Origin of the sequence: Aureispira sp. CCB-E (assembly GCF_031326345.1) — a bacterium.
In the GTDB taxonomy this organism is placed as follows: Bacteria; Bacteroidota; Bacteroidia; order Chitinophagales; family Saprospiraceae; genus Aureispira.
Genome location: NZ_CP133671.1, coordinates 4,100,509 through 4,117,813, shown reverse-complemented (window position 1 = coordinate 4,117,813; position 17,305 = coordinate 4,100,509). Strand labels below are relative to the sequence as shown.

The following is a 17,305-nucleotide window of genomic DNA, read 5'->3' as shown; positions in this document are numbered from 1 at the left end:
CTTTTTGAGAAACTTAACTGGGGAGTTAAAAGAAGCTAAAAAGCACACTCATTCTAAAAAATAAGTAGCCACTTTCCATTTTTTCATCTCTTGTTCTGTCATCCAGTGAACACCATCAAAAGGAGCTGCTTCAAGGGTATGGAAATAAAAAGCGGGACCATTTCTAGAGCCCATGCACATCGTGAAGTACTCAATTTGATGTTGATGTGCAGGATGTTCTTTGGGAATTTCAATAGCCGTCAAATCGCCTATACAACACCAAGAATGAATGCCTAACTGGGCACCTTTTTCTACAATACGTTCTACGCCAGCGCAAAATAAATCGACAGCTCCAGATGCAATTTTGCTATCGCTCAGCACTTTAGTGTTTAAACCTGCTTCTCGGAGTATCCTTCCCGTGTGCATATTAACGGCATCGTTTACTGAGCCAGAAATATTGCCTAATACAACTGTTTTTAGGTTAGGATGTTCTTGCAGTATACTCTTAAGTTGGTAATAACTACGTGTGCCGAGATCGCCATTGATGTATACTTCGTTGCCTTTAACTTCCATCTTGCTGTTTCCCATCGAACCAAAGTCCTCTGTAGCAGTATAATTTAGTGATTTAATTGCGCTAGACCCTATTTCAGTATAGTTGCCGAATACTTTTATTTTCTCAAAGTCAGCTCCTTGGAATTGAATATTTAAATCTCCTTGCCCAATGCTTATTGCTTTGATTCTTTCTTCTGTTAAGTCTTCATCTGACAACTCTAGCAAATTCCCTCTGATGAAAAGAGCATTAGATACAGCTTTCCCTTTGCGATCTAATTCTTTTTTATTGACAGTTTGGTAGATAGTTATAGTGCCTTTCTCATCTTCAAACATCGTAAGAAAGATATAACTTTTTCCTTGAGGCACAGATTAGATTGATTGCTTACCCCCAATTTCTTCTTCAGCGTTGAGGTAAGAATCTTAAAGCTAATATAATTATTTTTTATCTGATAAAGAACCCCTTAATCACTTTTGCTGAAAAAGGTCATTACTTTTGGGGTAATTAGTAACATATAAATAGCATCAAAAGCATTAGGCTAAATATCAAATGCGAAATCACAAATTGGAGCGGCAATCAGTTAATGTCAGCGTCGGTAATTGTGATTCTACATTCGCAACTTCCAGATTCGCCAGGTTGAACAACTCTGTATTGCCAATTGGGGTGAGTAGGTTCCAAAACAAAATTTAAACTCAAAGAGTCGTGATTACTAATACTCGTACCAGCTGTATCTATACAAATAGAGGGGCAATCTCTAAAATTATTAACAGAACCATTTCGCTCAATAGTACCTTCTAGTATACGATGTGTATTGCTTGGAATTAGAATACTGTCTTGAAAGCAGTTGTTGGGGGGATTTACCCATATGTCATAACTCGAATTGTTTTCAATGATTCGGTCATAAGTAACACTTGGTGGGGTACAATTGAACAACAAGAAGAAAAGGACAAAGAAGCATATAATTTTCATAAAAAGCAGTTTTTTATACTATAAAATTTTCTAAATAGAATAGTCTAATGTGTTTTATTAATAATAGAACTTTTAGTAATTGGTCAATACTTATTATTTTCTTGACACTTACTTAGACATTAAACCGAATGAAAAATAACTTTCCCTACTTTTTGATTGTTTTTTTTACGTTAATTAGATTTTTATGATTGGCACTCATTGAATTTATATTTTTGCTGTAGATGGTATCTTACTTGTTTGTTTTTTATTTTTACTCAGTTAGTAAAATATCCCTATTATTCTATGCTAGAATTAGTAATAATTAACCGACACTCACAACTTCCTTTTTCTCCTTCCTGAAAAACAGTATAAACCCAGTTAGAATCACTAGGATAGAGGTTTATATTTAATCTCAAAGAATCTCTGTTATGAATTCTCGTTTCTAAAGTATCTAAACAAATGAAAGGGCAGTCTGCATGAAAGTCAACGGATCTATTGGTATTGACAACCTCCAAGACATAACTAGTTTTTCTTGCTACAGCAATGCTGTCCAAAACAATTTCTCGACATTCAGTAAAAGTATTAGTACTATCTAATGCTCTGTAATAAGGGTTGATAATCCAAATATCATAATCAGAATCGTTTTGGATGATTCTTTTATAATCTGTCGTTTTTTCACAACTTATAAAGGATGTAATAATCAAAAAAAATATCAATCTATTCATAGAAAAATTTTACTCATTTAATAAAATACTCACACTTTGTTTTTCTGTCAAAAAAGTGCTTTTTATAGGCTTAATTCCTGTTTTTTTTCATTGAAGACGGATTCGTTTAAATTAACGTATGAATTTCCAAACATATGGCTATATTTGCATGAAATTGCGATTCCGTGCAAGAAAACTAGCTTAAAAGAAAGCAAATTACTTGTTTGATAAAATTTAAGGGATTGTTTATGAGTTAATTAAAGTTCTTTAAAAGGAGTCCAGAAATACAAGATGTATTTCTGAGTAAGTTACAAAATATTAAATACAGTATACAAATTAATTAAACAAGCAAACTACTAAAGCAAATCAAAGTGAAAAAAATAGCTATTCTAGGAGGGGGGCAATTAGGGCGCATGCTTATTCGATCTGCCATTGATTTTAATATAGAAGTTGCAATATTGGATCCAAATCCAGAAGCTCCTTGCAAAGAAAATGCAGCGGAATTTGAAGTTGGCGACTTAAATGATTTTGACACAGTTTATAATTTTGGTGCCAAACATGATTTGATTACCATTGAGATTGAGCAGGTGAATACAAAAGCATTGCAAAAATTGAGTGATGAAGGCAAAAAAGTATTTCCTCAGCCTCATATCATTGAAATGATTCAAGACAAGCGCATTCAAAAGCAGTTTTACAAGGACAATGGTATTCCAACAGCAGAGTTCATTTTGACAGAAAACTTGGAAGAAATTGAGGCGAACGCAGATTTTTTGCCTGCGGTTAATAAAATAGGAAAAGGTGGTTACGATGGAAGAGGAGTGCAAGTAATGCGTACCAAAGAAGATATATCTAAAGGATTTGATGCGCCAGGATTATTAGAAAAGCTGATTGATTTTGAAAAAGAAATCTCGGTTATTGTTGCTAGAAATGAAGATGGTGCTATAAAAGCATTTCCGCCTGTAGAGTTGGTTTTTCATCCAGAAGCAAATTTGGTAGAGTATCTCTTGGCGCCAGCTCAAATCAGAGAAGATATAACTGATAAGGCTGTTGAAATTGCTACGAACTTAGCTAAAAAGTTGGAAATCGTAGGTTTGTTGGCTGTTGAAATGTTTGTGACTAAAAATGGAGAGGTTTTGGTTAATGAAATTGCACCAAGAACACATAACAGTGGGCATCAATCTATAGAAAGTAACATGACGTCTCAGTTTGAACAACAATTAAGAGCAATACTCAATTGGCCATTAGGTGATACTTCATTGTTTATATCATCTGCAATGATTAATCTACTAGGAGAGGAGGGACACACTGGAGTTGCTGTTTGTAAAGGTTTTAAAGAAGTCTTGGATATTCCTGGTTGTCACTTGCATTTATACGGAAAAAAAATGACGAGACCTTTCCGAAAAATGGGGCATGTCACGGTTAGAGATAAAGACATGGAACAATTAATTAAAAAAATTGATTTTGTCAAAAAAACTATAAAATTTGTATCCGATGAGCAATAAACCTTTAGTTGGAATTATCATGGGAAGTCAGTCTGATTTGCCTGTTATGAGGGCAGCAGCTGAATTTTTAGAAGAAGCCCAAATACCTTTTGAGTTAACCATTGTTTCTGCGCACCGCACACCACAGCGGATGATCGATTACGCTACTTCGGCAAGAGAACGTGGCCTTAAAGTAATTGTTGCAGGGGCAGGAGGTGCCGCTCATTTGCCAGGAATGGTTGCCTCTTTAACCACACTTCCTGTTATTGGTGTTCCTGTAAAATCAAGTAACTCTATTGATGGATGGGATTCTATTTTATCTATTCTGCAAATGCCAGGTGGAATCCCTGTCGCTACAGTTGCATTAGATGGAGGAAAAAATGCAGGTATTTTAGCTGCTTCAATTGTTAGTACTTTCGATGATAAAGTAGCTCAATTTATGTTAGAATACAAAAAACAATTGACGAATAAAGTACTGAAATCTGTAGATGATGTTGCTGAAAATGGGTGGAAATAGTGCTCTCATTAATTCGTGATTGAGCTAAAAAATCATAGCTCAAAAAAATGCGTTGAGTTGATCTAATGACTTCACGCATTTTTTTGAAATAGATACTTTTTTAGAGTTTAATTTTACTCATACGTTAAAATACCGGAAGTTTTTTTTAAAAATATGTGGTGTTTTTTTTAATATGTTGTGTCTGTAAAAATAACTTTGCCGATAGAGTAGAGGCTTTACAAAAAAAGAGCCTTTTCGAAAATCGAAAAGGCTCTTGTGATAACTGTATAGAACAATATACTGTGCTTTTTTATACAGCAGCTTTAGGCATTTTTAGTTTTGGCAAAGAAATGAACTTTGCTTTAATTTTATATTTACTCATAATATTTTGAGTAAAGCTCTTATTACCATGGGGGGCAAATAGATATAATTTACCGCCTTTTCGTTCTGCTAAAAGGCTTAATAATTTCCATTTTGAAATTAGGTTTTGTTTTATTTTATTTTGAGTGGGTTTCGTTACGATTTCAAAATAATACTTTGAACCAAAACTAGTTGCTGTAATATCAGGAATTATTTCTTCTTCTTCAGAATCTTTTTTTGTAAAGCTACGAGGAGTTTCAAATCCTTCTGTATTAGCCTTAATATTTCTAAAACCTTTATTATTTGCCCAGTTGGTTATTTTTTTATAAAAATCTACTTTTTTCTTTTTCATTTTTTTTCTTTTTGTCTAGGTTGGGAGATAACCTGTTTATAAGGAAGTAATTGATAGTTACCAATTACCATATTGAATGGTGTGCAAGAAGGTCCAAATTTAGATCAAGTGAAGTTTGTTTTGCACATCACTAATTCTACTAGCTAATTGTGCCTGTATTTGTTGTGCTAATTGAGCCGTTGCCAATTGTTTGTTCTTTTCGGCTTGATTTTCTAAATTTCTTGCACTAGATCGAATCGTTTTACTATCATCAATAACCCCTTGCAAGATAGTTCGGAAATCCCTATTAGGAATTTTAAACTTAATATCAGAAGCTCGTTGCCATTTAGCCCAAGATCCTAGAGGCATCCCTCCAAGACTAATAATTTGGTCGATAATAGATTCAATTTGCCGCTCGGCTTCTTCACAATAAATATCTAACTCTTCATTTAGTTCAGGATGTTTAGAGGATTGAATGAGCCATTGATAATTTAAAAGCTTGTGCGCATATATTTTATAAGTTGCTAATAGAACGTTTAGTTTCTTTGTCATAGGGCTTGTTGATATTGTTGCACTACTGATCATTTTAATATTTTTTTAGTTATCAAAAAAGTGATGAGAAGAGGGTAAGGTTTAGGGACTAAAGTGCAAAAACTGGAATGCTTGTATGCAGTTTTGGATTACTAAAAATAGAACTTGTCAAAAATTCCTTTTCAGAAGGGAAAGCCAATGCACAGATGTCTTTTTCCTCTTTTATTTTTTGTATTTCAGTACAGGGATGAGCTGTATTTTCAAAAAATGAAAACTTAATCTTTGAATAATTACTCATTGATTTGATTTCCTGCTGAATTGCTTGAAATGCCTCTTGATCTACTTCATTTTTATCAGAAAAATAAACCACTAAAATACTTGATTCTAATAATCGGGCAATCTTACCCACTAATTTCAAGTGTTGAGGCAAATGATCAATGTGAACTAAAACATAAAGTAAAGTTTTAGTTGGGAAAAAAGGTTTTTCTGATACACGAGCAGCAGAACATGCTTTTTGATTAGAGGTATTCAAAGGTGGTCCTGCATTAAAATTGGTAGGGGGAGAACCGTCCTTGGTCTGTATTTTGCTAAAAGTAGAAGTAACTCACGTATTCAAATATGCTGCACATATTTGATTTTCATCTTTCTTAAAAAGAGGTGGTGTGTGTGTGTTATCTTTCTTTTTTTCTAGCAAATCGTGAATGTTGAGACAATTATTAGATGTGTTTTAAGGACTACTTTAGATAAGGCAGTCTTTTATATAAACAGGAAGAAATAGAAAAAAGTTCACTGGAAGCTATTTTTTTTTAGAAATAGCAAAAAAGTAAGAGCTAAAAAGGTGAGAGAAAACTATTGATGAGTTAGTTGTAATTCAGGTTGTTGTAATTTCAATTGAAACTTCCCATTTAGTTTTTTTATTATAAATGTAAATACCGTATTATAGTTTTTATCAGATAACTTCTTATCTTTTCCTGCTCTCAAAATTGGATCTAAAACAATTGTCGCCTGTTGCAAATCACGAACAGTAGGCGTTAGAGAAGCATTATCAACAAAGACAGCTGCTTTTTTTGCTTTCTCATAGGTGCGATACCATTTACTATCAAATCTAGGAAAACCAATACGCTCAGTAGAAGATTCTCGTTTACTCATAATGTGGATAGATGGAAATTGCCCACTATAATCTGTTTGGACTCGTCCAATTGCATAACCATATTCAAAACCTTGAGTGATTAGCAACCCCAAAGCAAATTGTTTGTTCTCTTTATTTTTAAATCGCTCTTTTACAGCTTCTAATTTCCAAAAAGAAGCATAGACTTGTGTAATACTAGGTGAGAGATCTTCAAGAGAGGTCGAAATAGAAAATGTTTTGATAGAGCTATAATAGTTTGGAGAACTACTAATCCTAATTTTTTTTCCTTTATAAAATTCTTGAATAGCATTTTTTAGTTGATTGCTCAGCCCTTTAGGAATGTCGGCAACTAGTATCGTTTCTCTTATTTTTTGAAGCCGTTTTGCCAATTCCTTTTCTTCCAATACATTGTATTCTTTTTCTAATTTTTGAATTAGTAAATCCGCACCACAATCTTCTATGGTCTTTTGATAAAAATAAACAGGAATGCCAAGTCCTTGATCTGTCCACTTAGGCAAAGCCTGCTGCATGAGCGCATAATTAGCCGCGTTGTGTCCTATAATAGCAGATTTTTGAACAGATGCTGAACCGATTCCAAAATAAGAAATGTATTGAACAGCAAAATCGGGTTTAGCATAACCTGACTGAGCTTGCAATCTTGCTAAAAAGAAGTATACTAAGATGATAGAAAAAAATAAGCGCATAATTAGGATACTTTTAGTTTAAGGAATTAAGCAATAAAAATATACTCTATTGATAACGAACTGTGAATCGCTCAAAAAGCAATGTTAATTTGAGCCTTATAATTTAATCCAATTCCTTGAATGCTCTATATAAATCAGACCATTCTTTTCTTTCTTTGACAACTGTTTCAAGGTATTCTTTCCAAATTTCGCTGTCTTGTGCAGGATCTTTTACTACTGCTCCAATAATACTTGCCGCTAAATCCCTAGCTTTTATCGTTCCGTCACCAAAATGTGCGGCTAGAGCTTGACCACTATTAATAACAGAAATAGCTTCAGCAGTACTAAGGGTAGAGGTAGGCATCTTTAATTTTGTTTTGCCATCAATTGTCTTCCCATCTCTTAATTCCTTAAACATCGTAACCAAGCGTTCAATTTCTTTGATTGGAGCTAATTCAGCAGGTATATCTAGGTTTTTACCCAATTGATCTACACGTGTTTTAACAATGTTAACCTCTTCCTCCAAAGAAGAAGGTAAGGGGAGAACAACTGTATTGAAACGACGTTTTAAAGCGCTAGAAAGTTCATTGACTCCTTTGTCTCTATCATTTGCGGTTGCAATAACATTAAACCCTTTTTGAGCTTGAACCTCTATGTTTAACTCAGGGATAGGAAGTGTTTTTTCAGAGAGTATGGTAATCAAAGTATCTTGAACATCAGAGGGAATTCTAGTTAACTCCTCAACTCTTGCTAACTTTCCTTGTTGCATTGCTAACATAATAGGTGAAGGAACTAAAGCTTCTTCAGAAGGTCCTTTAGCCAAAAGGCTAGCATAATTCCAACTATAGCGAAGGGTGTCTTCATTAATCCCCGCAGTTCCTTGAACTAACAATGTGGAAGTTCCTGAAATAGCTGCTGAAAGATGTTCTGCAACCCAAGTTTTAGCAGTTCCAGGAACTCCCATAAGCAATAACGCACGATCTGTTACCAAGGTAGCGACAGCAATTTCTATAACACGCCTTTTACCAAAATATTTAGGATTGATGATAGTCCCATCTTCTAATTCTCCACCTATAATATACGTAACAACTGCCCATGGAGATAGTTTCCAATTCGCTGGTTTAGGAAACTTATCGTGTTTAGCTAATGCTTCTAATTCTTTTGCGTATTCCTGTTCTGCGTGATATTTTAACAGCGTTTCTGACATTCTTGTATAATTGTGTTTTGTTATTTGTAGAGCAATTTTTTGTGAAAATTAAGCAATACCAAAATTTTTCATACTAAAAAAGACTAGTGTCACAGCTTGATTTTTGGGATCACTTGCTTAATTACTTGGACTGCAAAATAATAATTTTTGATGGATCGAAATACTTTGATCTAAAGTTATCTTTTAATAAAACAAAAAAAGGTGCCAACAAGTTGATGAAACCTTGCTGACACCTAAATAATATTTAAATTACAATTGCTTTTTTCTTATTCTTGATTAATAATGACTTTACGTTGCGAAAAGACATGTTCATTATAAACTATAAATACATAAACTCCAGAAGGAAAATCGTAATTACTAATTTGAATGTCCTTATCCCCAGCATAAACCATCCCTGTCTGATGTTCTACACCATTAATTCCAACTAGTTTCCAGTTGTAATCTTGTTTTAAAGCCTTATCAAAAGAAACATTAAAGTAATCTTTCGCAGGATTTGGATATAGATTCATAGAGTTGATTTCATTTAGTTCTGGTTCAGCAGCAATTTGATCAACACCAACCCAATATCCACTAACATCTCTCGAGGTTGCAGCTTGGAATACTTCTCTGCTAAGTTCTGCTTGGATGAATACAACAGCTTGAAAATGCTCAGGACGATAAACAATTGAAGTTGCGCCATGATTCCAAGTTAAGGTTACTTTTTGTGTATCTCCAACTGCCCAAGAACGAGTTCGTATATTGGCTGCTTCATCATCTTTTCTAACAACAGCATGTACCATGCTATTACTTGCGCCACCATACGTTAGCGAATCTTCGGTAATGACTGTATTAATTCTGTAACGAACAGGATTCGGTAAATCTACCAGAGCTTTTACAGTAGCTTCTATCGTAAAGATGCCTGCATTGTTATGGTGGAAAGTATCAATTTCAATATCAAACTTCGGACTAGCTAACATTTCTTTCTCAAAATCTATATCCTGTAAATACCTAGATCTTGGAACGCCAGTAGTTTTTCCATCAATATAGGCTCGCCCTGCTTCAGGAATTCCATAAAAATAAGTTCTAGCATCTGCTACGATTTCGTTATCCAAATAGAATCGATCATTGGCAACAGGTTCTGCACAATGATATTGTAGCATGATTAAATCCTTATTAATAGGACTGTTATAAATTAATTGATAAACGTGATCATTAATAATATCCATGTTTGGTTCATTGACGTTAGATGTTGTCTCTAACAACACGTTTCTAGTTCTACTGCCTACCCAGAAATTATCAAAGCCAAAACCATCGTAGAAGTTGCCTCCCAAGTTTACAGATGGCGAACCAAAAGCAACACGCAAACGCAAATTGTCGCGATTTCCTAAATGGTCTAATTTGTAACGAGCATCTTTCCAGCCATTGCTTCTCCCTGACCAACCTATAGGCGCTAAATTTTGGTCTCCTGGTTGTCCTATAATAATTGAAGAGTTAAACCAATTAATACCTCTATTCGTTTCCCCTAACGGAACCCAACTACCGTCTTCTTTCTGATATTCCAATACCGCACCATCTGCGGATCTTGTATCAGACCAATAGTCTAATTTAACCATCGGACGGGTAAGACTATCAATGTCAAAACAAGGACTATAAACCCATGCATCTTCACTTTCTGAATACGTACCATTTAGTTGCGTAGACCAGAATCGATTATTTCGATTGCTCGCAATTCCTTGATTGGTACTATCAATTCCCCATTCCCAAAGCAATGGATGGCTAGAATCTCTACTTTCTGCATACCAATTTCCATTAGATGCTTCAAATGACTCGTCATAAGGAAAATGAGAAACTCTAGGCGAGATAACTAAGCGGACAACTTGTGTGTCTGTACAGTAGGTTTGGTTGGTCACTAAGAGCTTTGTATTATAGACACCAGGGTTACTATAAACGTAGCTAATTGTATCAATAGCATTATTTTGATGGTCTCCAAGTATAGCTACATTAGGTTCAAATTCCCAAGTAATGTTTGTAATCGAGTCAATTATTCTATTGTTAAAAATATTATTCAACCCCAAAATAACGTTATCGGGGCAGAAAGTAATACTATCTAATTGACATCCTCCAATTGCCTTAAAATTAATGTTAGGCATTCCGAAAACAGAAAATGTATCAATATATTGGTTTTTACACCCTGTAATAGGATGTTCGTAGTCATAATAAATAGGATGATAGCCTGGACCTGCGATGTCGGGTATAAAAGAAGAGGTTCCAAACAATACTCCATTTCCTGTAAATACCCCTCCATTGATATTGGGAGCTAAGGGAACACTATCCATTCCTAAACAATAAGTATTGTGAGGTGTGTTTCCTGTAAAGTAAATTTGTGGAACAGGATTAATCAAAACGTACTGTGTATCGGTACCATAACAAGCTCCATCCTGAACAGTGTAAACAATTGTATCTAAAACAGGATTAGCGTAATTGTTAACTCCATAATCTGGATTGGGAACAAAATACGGTGGTGCACCACGCAAAGTATCATTATCTCTCAAAAAGATTCCTCCGCTTGGTACTCCGAACAAAATAACAGAGTCTGCCGATTCACAATAAACAGAATCTAAGGCAAAGAAAGGACTTGTATAATCATCAACAATATAAGTGTACTGAATACTATCTTGACAACCAGTGAGGCTATCCATTGCAATATATGTCACAAAATGAGTTCCTTCTACAACCAAAGAAGGGTCAAAATAATAGGTCGTATCTGGATAGTAACGAATAGTTAGCGGGTTATGACTCAAAGTATCCTCGGCTGTGGTTATTGTGTATTGAACACCTCCCGTGTTGCTTTTAAATGTGTTCCAAGTAAAGGGAGTTCCACTAACTAAAATGGTGCTGGTATCTGCACTGCAAAATCTGTAGTTGTTTCCAGGACTAAGAATCGTAGGAACAGGAAGCGGGCTAACTCGCACATTGGTAATTGTATCTACTTGACAAACTAGGGTGTCTGCATTATATAGTAGCGTGTCATTCACAGAGTAAGAAATTGTATGTAAACCTCCACCCGCTTTTGCTGGACTAAAGCCGTTTCCAATAATTCCTTGACCACTGAAAACCCCTCCAATTGGAATACCTGTAATGGGGAACGTGTCCCTAGTTTCACAATAAAAGTTATCTAAACCAATGTAACTAGGTGTCTGAGGTTTATAAACTAAAGTCCTAGATGTAAGGGTATCGGCACAAGTGGTGTTAGGATCGGTATAAATATAAGTGAATACTTTTATCCCCGCCGTATCTTGGTCAGGGTCAAAGAAGATGCTATTTCCACTACTTGTAAATCCAGGTGAACTCGATCCTACCAAAACACCTGAAGGGAAGACGGATATGTTGTCTTCAGGCGCATTAAAGCAATAAGCAGAATCTAAGCCATCAACTACAATTTCAGGGGATGGGTGGATATATATATTAACACTATCTGTATTCGAACAGCCTACCGAATCTATGAATGTATAATAGATTGTTTTTAGACCGGAACTATCCCTGTTAGGAGAAATAATCCCCAAAGCAGTATCTGAAATAATACTTCCTCCGAAATAATAATAAGAACTTCCCACAAGTGGCAGGTTAAAACTTTCTAAAGTATCCTCGGCGGCTGCCGTACAGTATTGAGTTTGGTAACCTCCAAAAAGGGGAGTTGGCAAACCATACACTATTGTAGTGTCATATGCTGTGCTTTGACAAGAATTTCTATCTTCAAAGGTATAAAACACTACTTTTTTGCCAGTACCCGCTTGAGAAGGTGTGAAAACGCCTGTATTAGGGTTAACTCCTGGACCACCGTAGAAAGTACCACTGGTTTGAAAGTTACTATCAGGTAACCCTACAAATTGATCTATAGGATCATCAATACAGTATTTTAGATTTAGCCCCGTTAGAGAAACTTCGGGAACGGAATCTATTCTTACTACTTCAGAAATAGTATTGGTGCAACCATACACATCTGAAAATGTATATTGAACTGTATCAAGATGAAGACTATCGACTAAAATAGTACTAGGATCATAATAGTAAACACCATTGATCAAAACAACTCCATCACCTCTAATCGAACCATTTTCTGCTTGGAAGTTACCAGAAGTATCTCGTACAAAACCTTCAATAGTAAAAGCAGGGTCATTGCCACAGTATCTCTGACCAATTATAGAACTATCTAATCTAAGAACTGGAATTGGTCGAATGGTAAGCGTTACATCATCTCTTCCTTGACAACCAAAACTATCTGTATAAATAACAGAAATAGGTGAGGTTCCTCCATTACTTCCTGGAAAAATAGCACTAGGGTCTAAAGTATTGCCTGTTACCCCTGCACCTAAATAAACAACGGTGTCTGCTGGATTTCCTGATAACAAAATAGTACTCAGAGGTACATTTATTTCATTAGAACAAAAACCTGTTCTATGGGGATTGTCTGCTTGCAACTTGATTTGCGGAGGTACCCTAACAAATAGAGTGTCCGTAAATTCGCTCCGGCAACCAAAATTATCAATCATTTGCAATGTTGCTAAATGATTTCCAGGGCCAGGAACACTTGGGTCAAAAAGTTGTGTTACAGTATCTAATCCTGGCCTAGACAAGAACGTAGCTACGACTGAAAATGGCGTAAAGCTACCAGGAGCAAATGTGGGCAATAATGGGGTTGGGAAATCACTTGTACAATAAGCAGGTTGCGGATAAAAAATAGGTTGAACAGGCGCCACTATTCTTGTATAAGCAGTGTCTTTATCAACACAACCATATCGATCTACAACATAAATTAATTGAACATTTAGATGCCTATCTTTTAACGGAACATGTTTATCATAATGGTAACTAGGATCGAATAAGGTATCTTGTTGCAAGGTGTCTAGTAAGTTATATCCAAAGGCATCATCTCCTCTAAATTCAAAATAGGTTCGTGCATTATATTCAAAGTCAGGCGTAGTTTGTATGGCTACGGTACTCGCATTAGGGCAATAAGTACTGTCTAGGTTTAGAATTTGAGGTACGGGTCTATCTTGCATGTGTATTGTATCAAAAGCTATAAAACTGTAGCTTCTTGTCGTAGGGCTACCAGGTGGGTTTCCTGATCTTGTAACGATAGTTGTTATTGTTGTTGTGTACTCCATTTGCATGGCAACAGTATCTGCACTCAAAGGGATATTGATAGGCGTAAAACGATATCGCTCATTATTAGGAGCTGTCGTAATAGTATCAATGGCATTTTGATAAGCACTTATATCTGTGGTAACTCTAGTAATTTTATTATACTCATAAAACTGTAGTACTGTAATATTAGAAAAACTGTACAAAACTGTATCTCTCCTATAAGCATAATCTGATAAGGTATCTCTTGTAAACTCAAAAGGAGCAGCTTCTGAGCAGACTGTATCGAGTAAACCTATTATTTGCAAAGGAGGATAAACATCTATTGTCCCTGTTGCTTCTCCTATACAACCATTGTTGTTGTAGCGTATCGTTACAGGGTTATTACTGTTGGCTTGGTCTGTAAGAAATTCATATCTATTTGCTGCACTGTCAAAAGTTACATAGGTTCCTGAAAAGGAGACCGGATAATTAAAGTTAGAGTTGGGGTCTAATAAATTGGGGCTGATATTACTAATTGTATTTGAATCTAGCTCTAATACTTTGTTGGGGCTAGGAGGATTCGCAATGATATAATTAAAGACAACTTCGTCTAATCTATTATCTCTGATATTGATCCATTTCTTTTTATTTACGGATTGGAGGCAAGGTGTACCGTTAATGTAAGTAGGTGTATAAGAATAATTAATTAGAATATCTTTAAAATTATCGTTCACATTACTCCACTTTGCAGAATCTCCAATAATAGTATTGTTTACTATTAAATTGGGATAAGACGCAACATTATATAAAGTATCAACAGAAAAAATACCTCCACTGGGAAAACCAATTAAAGGCACTGTGTCGGTAGCACAGATGGGGCTAGTTTGTGGTAAAAAATCCAGTTTAGGATTATGAACCACTAAGTTTCCGTTAAAATTATAAACAACCGTATTGTTAAATAAGAGTCGCACATTACCAGTTCCTGCATTCGTAGGAATTGTTAGGTTAATAGTACCGTTTCGGGTATTTCCAGAACCACTTGTATTTGTTGGGCTCACATTTAAGATCAAAGCAGCACCAGTTGTATCTCTAAATTCAATTCTGTCTGGATGGTCACTCAAGTTAGCATAATTAAATTGAACGTCAGAACCTGGGCAAGCTTCGAAAGTAGTAGGGGCACCAGGGTCCAAATTAATGTATCCTACATTTTCAGAAAAACCTAAAGCAAAATACCTGTCATCAGATAATGAAACATTGGAAAATGTAATTTCATTATTATTAACGGAACCAGTGTATTGGCTTATATTTCCAGCGTTAAAATTTTGATTATCACTCACAATTAATCGAACATCAGACAAACTTTGACCAATCAAAGATGGTGGCACAGGTAAAGTTACCGTTACCAAACCAATTCTGTTATTATAGTTTTGAACTTTCCATCGCTTTTGAGATAATTTATACCCGGATGGTGCACCAGATGAAGTAATATTATCATAAGTTCCGTTATTAGCCCCCCAGATCAAATGACACATATCGTTAGGAAATATCCCCGTGTGTTCAATCACTACTTCCGAAGTTGAACCATTTTGGCTTTTAGATTTCCTCTGATCTAAGTTAAAAGCGTCATCCCGACCTATTCCTCCTATATTTCTGTGATATGTATTGTTTGAGCTTTGATCCCAAGTAGTGGCGAGCGTATTCCCATCATAAATCTTATAATCTCCTGATAAAGTTATCCCATATTTTATAGCCAAATAGGATTCAATCGCATCTCGATCGTTATTGCTAACTCTTTTATTAAAGACAATGGCTTCTGCAAAATCTCCTTCGTATTCTTGGTTTGCCTCGAAACTGCCTATTGTATAACTTAAATCGTCTTGTTCTTGTCCAAAAATTAGTCGACCTCTACTATTAATTACAGTGTTGTTGTGGTAATTCTCACTATCTTGATCGGCATCCACCCGAAGATGATCCTGATTACCATTTCCTCTTATATTCGAAATAATATGAGGAATATTATCCTCTATGTCATAATTATCTTCATGCCCACCACTAAGAGCTCCTGCCTCCACAAAAACTTCAACATCTGAAGGATTATCTATCAACCATTCATTGGCTTGTGATGTACTATTTCCTACAGCATAGGACATCATCGCTTCTGTACTTGTGTTCTGATCGTCTCGCCTCAATACCATAAAAATAGAAGTGCCACTTTCTCCAAAACCAGTAAAATTATCTCTTTCTAAAAAATTGCGATGATTCCCTTGATTGAAGGTGGCATAAGGATGGAAATTGATGGCAGAGTTTGCACTGTTAGGTGTGTATAGAGGAAGATTTCCAGAGAGTGCATGGCTATTCATTGTATTCACTCCTAATACATAATCATAATAACTATTAATTGCGCTTCCTGAAATAGAGTTGTGGGTTGGATCACCCTTCACCCACAAAGCAGCATCCGACCGAGCAATTGTAAAAAAGTCACCATCATTCAGCAGAACATTACTAGCATCAAAGTTTAGCAAAGGATAAGCTCTTAAATTTGAATTGAAAGAAGCATTATCCGATACTAAGAGAAAAATATTATTTGTATTAAATCCACTTGGAAGGCTAATCCCATTGTCAATATTAATGCTGAAATTGTTAAAAGCTCCCGTTTTTTGACACTTCCAAATCTTGTTTATTCTCATCCCTTTTCTCAAGAAACTATTTCCCTCTTGGAAAGTCACAGCACTTCCTGTTGCTCCTCCATTATTACCAACCAATAAAGCTTCTCCGTTGGATGCACTATTAGATATGGTGATTAGAGAACCTACATTTACACTTTTAGATTGTGTTTGATTTAATCCCGAACCGTTATCCCTAGCTATGCCAACAATATCATTATCAAATCCTGTATTCGTTCCTTGATCCCAAAGAACAGTCCCAGTACTGCTCAAATAGTTATGGGCAGTTATAGTTATTCCATATTTAATGGCTAGATAAGAATTGATTTGGTTTCTTTGGGTGGGATTAACAGCTCCTCTATAAACAATAAATTCTGCAACATCCAATACATCCGAACCAGGACCAGAAGTTGTTGCTGTATTATCTGTCTTACCAATAAATATTCCTTGATGTGTAGAATCTGTTCCGCTTGTTGGGGTACTAACAATTGCTCCAGTTGTTGGCAATGTGGCGACACTAGCTCCATTAACAAAGATCAAGGAATTGGAATTATGTATACTATTAATGTGGTTTAAATAAACCCTATTTGTATTATCCGCTCCCGTATAGGGGCTGTCAGTAGTTCCCCCAGTAGTCATGCTACTGCTAGTTGCTTGCCGACCTTTGTTGTTACTACTTTGAGAAGGGATAACCCCATTGCCCCACAAAGGAGTATTTCCGTTGGTTCTAAGTCTATAAACCATAAAAACATTAAGGTCATTAACGTTGATATCTAAAGGACTATCAAACCATTCGTCATTGATATGTAGAGATTTATTGAAGTTGATATCTTCAACTACTTCGTAATGCACGGTATTAGGGTGAAATTGGGCGTCATTAGTCGAGTGGGCATCTTGCCAATTGGCTGTTTGGTTAGCACCTAGGGGGAGACCATCTCCTTTTAACCATAAACCTAAATTGGTAGAAAAACCACCAGGTGCTTGTGCTTGAAGCAAGGAAGCACTAGTTACAATGCTAAAGAGTAAAAAATAGACTCTCTGGCGACCTAAAAATAGAGACATAATTCTGATTATTGGGTGAATAATGGTTGTTCCTAAATTACATTGAATTAGCTAACAAGCTTTAATGATTTGTAGAAG

Annotated in this window: 11 protein-coding genes; 2 read left to right on the top strand and 9 right to left on the bottom strand. The window is 35.6% G+C overall.

Going from position 1 to position 17,305, the window contains the following annotated elements; all coding sequences use genetic code 11:
- Positions 1–48: 48 nt before the first annotated feature.
- From QP953_RS15970 to QP953_RS15960, 3 genes are all read right to left on the bottom strand, one after another.
- Positions 49–897 carry a hypothetical protein gene (locus tag QP953_RS15970; RefSeq protein WP_309551759.1) on the bottom strand — a complete coding sequence of 283 codons (849 nt, stop codon included), beginning with the start codon at positions 895–897 and terminating at the stop codon, positions 49–51.
- A 208-nt stretch (positions 898–1,105) separates the two neighbouring features.
- Complete coding sequence (locus tag QP953_RS15965; RefSeq protein ID WP_052593281.1) at positions 1,106–1,498, bottom strand: hypothetical protein; 393 nt, start codon at positions 1,496–1,498, stop codon at positions 1,106–1,108.
- Positions 1,499–1,773: 275 nt separating this feature from the next.
- Positions 1,774–2,202, bottom strand: a complete 429-nt coding sequence (locus QP953_RS15960; protein WP_309551757.1) for a hypothetical protein — start codon at positions 2,200–2,202, stop codon at positions 1,774–1,776.
- 392 nt (positions 2,203–2,594) lie between these two features.
- Here QP953_RS15960 and QP953_RS15955 point away from each other — a divergent pair, with 392 nt between their 5' ends.
- Positions 2,595–3,683, top strand: coding sequence for a 5-(carboxyamino)imidazole ribonucleotide synthase (locus QP953_RS15955; RefSeq protein ID WP_052593402.1), 1,089 nt, complete (start codon positions 2,595–2,597; stop codon positions 3,681–3,683).
- Complete coding sequence (gene purE / locus QP953_RS15950) at positions 3,673–4,179, top strand: 5-(carboxyamino)imidazole ribonucleotide mutase (RefSeq protein ID WP_309551756.1); 507 nt, start codon at positions 3,673–3,675, stop codon at positions 4,177–4,179. The genes QP953_RS15955 and purE overlap by 11 nt, the downstream gene beginning before the upstream one ends.
- A 289-nt stretch (positions 4,180–4,468) precedes the next feature.
- On the opposite strand, the gene QP953_RS15945 is transcribed toward purE, so the two are convergent.
- From QP953_RS15945 to QP953_RS15920, 6 genes are all read right to left on the bottom strand, one after another.
- Positions 4,469–4,870 (bottom strand): hypothetical protein, encoded by a 402-nt coding sequence (locus QP953_RS15945; RefSeq protein WP_052593276.1) that lies wholly within the window; start codon positions 4,868–4,870, stop codon positions 4,469–4,471.
- A gap of 99 nt (positions 4,871–4,969) precedes the next feature.
- Positions 4,970–5,401 carry a ferritin-like domain-containing protein gene (locus tag QP953_RS15940; RefSeq protein ID WP_197043776.1) on the bottom strand — a complete coding sequence of 144 codons (432 nt, stop codon included), beginning with the start codon at positions 5,399–5,401 and terminating at the stop codon, positions 4,970–4,972.
- A gap of 88 nt (positions 5,402–5,489) precedes the next feature.
- The gene (locus QP953_RS15935) at positions 5,490–5,912 is read right to left on the bottom strand and encodes a hypothetical protein (protein WP_309551755.1); all 423 of its coding nucleotides are present in this window, start codon (positions 5,910–5,912) and stop codon (positions 5,490–5,492) included.
- A gap of 317 nt (positions 5,913–6,229) precedes the next feature.
- On the bottom strand, positions 6,230–7,213 hold the full coding sequence (locus QP953_RS15930) for a PEP/pyruvate-binding domain-containing protein (protein WP_052593270.1): 984 nt from the start codon (positions 7,211–7,213) through the stop codon (positions 6,230–6,232).
- 103 nt (positions 7,214–7,316) lie between these two features.
- Complete coding sequence (locus QP953_RS15925; protein ID WP_052593268.1) at positions 7,317–8,399, bottom strand: AAA family ATPase; 1,083 nt, start codon at positions 8,397–8,399, stop codon at positions 7,317–7,319.
- A gap of 266 nt (positions 8,400–8,665) precedes the next feature.
- Positions 8,666–17,227, bottom strand: a complete 8,562-nt coding sequence (locus tag QP953_RS15920; RefSeq protein ID WP_309551753.1) for a T9SS type A sorting domain-containing protein — start codon at positions 17,225–17,227, stop codon at positions 8,666–8,668.
- Positions 17,228–17,305: the final 78 nt, after the last annotated feature.

Coding starts and splice junctions, on each gene's coding strand:
- QP953_RS15965 (WP_052593281.1), bottom strand. CDS start 1,498: ATGAAAATTATATGCTTCTTTGTCCTTTTCTTCTTGTTGTTCAATTGT.
- QP953_RS15960 (WP_309551757.1), bottom strand. CDS start 2,202: ATGAATAGATTGATATTTTTTTTGATTATTACATCCTTTATAAGTTGT.
- QP953_RS15955 (WP_052593402.1), top strand. CDS start 2,595: ATGCTTATTCGATCTGCCATTGATTTTAATATAGAAGTTGCAATATTG.
- purE (WP_309551756.1), top strand. CDS start 3,673: ATGAGCAATAAACCTTTAGTTGGAATTATCATGGGAAGTCAGTCTGAT.
- QP953_RS15945 (WP_052593276.1), bottom strand. CDS start 4,870: ATGAAAAAGAAAAAAGTAGATTTTTATAAAAAAATAACCAACTGGGCA.
- QP953_RS15940 (WP_197043776.1), bottom strand. CDS start 5,401: ATGACAAAGAAACTAAACGTTCTATTAGCAACTTATAAAATATATGCG.
- QP953_RS15930 (WP_052593270.1), bottom strand. CDS start 7,213: ATGCGCTTATTTTTTTCTATCATCTTAGTATACTTCTTTTTAGCAAGA.
- QP953_RS15925 (WP_052593268.1), bottom strand. CDS start 8,399: ATGTCAGAAACGCTGTTAAAATATCACGCAGAACAGGAATACGCAAAA.
- QP953_RS15920 (WP_309551753.1), bottom strand. CDS start 17,227: ATGTCTCTATTTTTAGGTCGCCAGAGAGTCTATTTTTTACTCTTTAGC.